Origin of the sequence: Ornithinibacter sp., assembly GCF_035443565.1 — a bacterium.
Classification (GTDB): domain Bacteria; phylum Actinomycetota; class Actinomycetes; order Actinomycetales; family Dermatophilaceae; genus Fodinibacter.
In genome coordinates, this window is record NZ_DAORSO010000407.1 from 1 (window position 1) to 1,149 (window position 1,149).

Sequence of the window (1,149 nt, forward strand, 5' to 3'; positions counted from 1 at the left end):
GACCGGTTCCACGTCTCGCCGAGCCTGCGACGGCTCGTGGAGTCCGGCAAGCGTGGGTACTACCTCATGGAGGGTGGCCGCCCGGTACCCGACCCGGAGGTGCTCGCCATGGCCGAGCAGCCGGAGAACCCGGTGGAACTGAGCGTCGAGGAGGCCCGTGAGCGCATCCTCGGGGTGCTGGCCACGGAGGTCGGCCTCATGCTGTCGGAGGGCGTCGTCGCCGCGCCGATGGACATCGACCTGGCGATGATCACCGGCGCCGGGTTCCAGTTCTGGAACGGCGGGCTCTGCCCGTTGCTCGACCGCGAGGGCGTCTCCGAGCGGGTGCTCGGTCGGCGGCTGCTGCCGGCCGGGGTGGCGAGCGTCCCCGCCTGATCCGAAGGCATCACACGGAGCGGCCGCAGCAGAGGTTCGATGCTGCGGCCGCTCGGCTTCCGAACACCACGCCCCGCATGGGTGGCGATATCTCACATATGATCTACGATGGACTGGTGACCGTCACCTCACCATCTGACACGTACCTCACCCGGATCGGCACCCTCATCCGGGACGCACGCCGCCATCAGGGCCTGACCCAGAGTGAGCTCGCCGACCTGCTCGGCACGAGCCAGAGCGCAGTCGCGCGCATCGAACAGGGCAAGCAGAACCTGTCCTTGGAGATGCTCGCGCGCGTCGGCGAGAAGCTCGACAGCGAGTTCGTCTCCCTGGGCCACAGCGGCCCCCAGCACCTGCGGATCGTCGGCGGCCAGAAGCTGTCCGGCTCGATCCCGGTCAAGACGAGCAAGAACGCCGCCGTCGCCCTCCTGTGCGCCAGCCTGCTCAACAAGGGGCGCACCACGCTGCGCAGCCTCGCCCGCATCGAGGAGGTCAACCGGATCATCGAGGTGCTGACCTCGATCGGGGTCAAGGTGCGGTGGCTGCCCGGCAGCAACGACCTGGAGATCATCCCGCCGGCGCGCATCGACCTCGACAGCATCGACGTCGACGCCGCGCGCCGCACCCGCACCGTCATCATGTTCTTCGGCCCTCTCCTGCACGAGCTCGGCAGCTTCCAACTGCCGTATGCCGGAGGGTGTGACCTCGGGACCCGCACGATCGAGCCCCACCTGTCCGCTCTCAAGCCCTTCGGGCTCGACGTGGCGGCCACCC

The 1,149-nt window shown here is 69.0% G+C and carries 1 protein-coding gene and 1 pseudogene; both read left to right on the forward strand.

Features of this window, described 5'->3' with window-relative positions:
• Window positions 1-375 (forward strand): annotated as a pseudogene (locus PLL68_RS15560) (3-hydroxyacyl-CoA dehydrogenase NAD-binding domain-containing protein); the annotation flags it as partial.
• Between the two features lie 98 nt (window positions 376-473).
• A partial coding sequence (locus PLL68_RS15565) for a carboxyvinyltransferase (RefSeq protein WP_324535648.1) occupies window positions 474-1,149 on the forward strand: 676 nt, incomplete at its 3' end.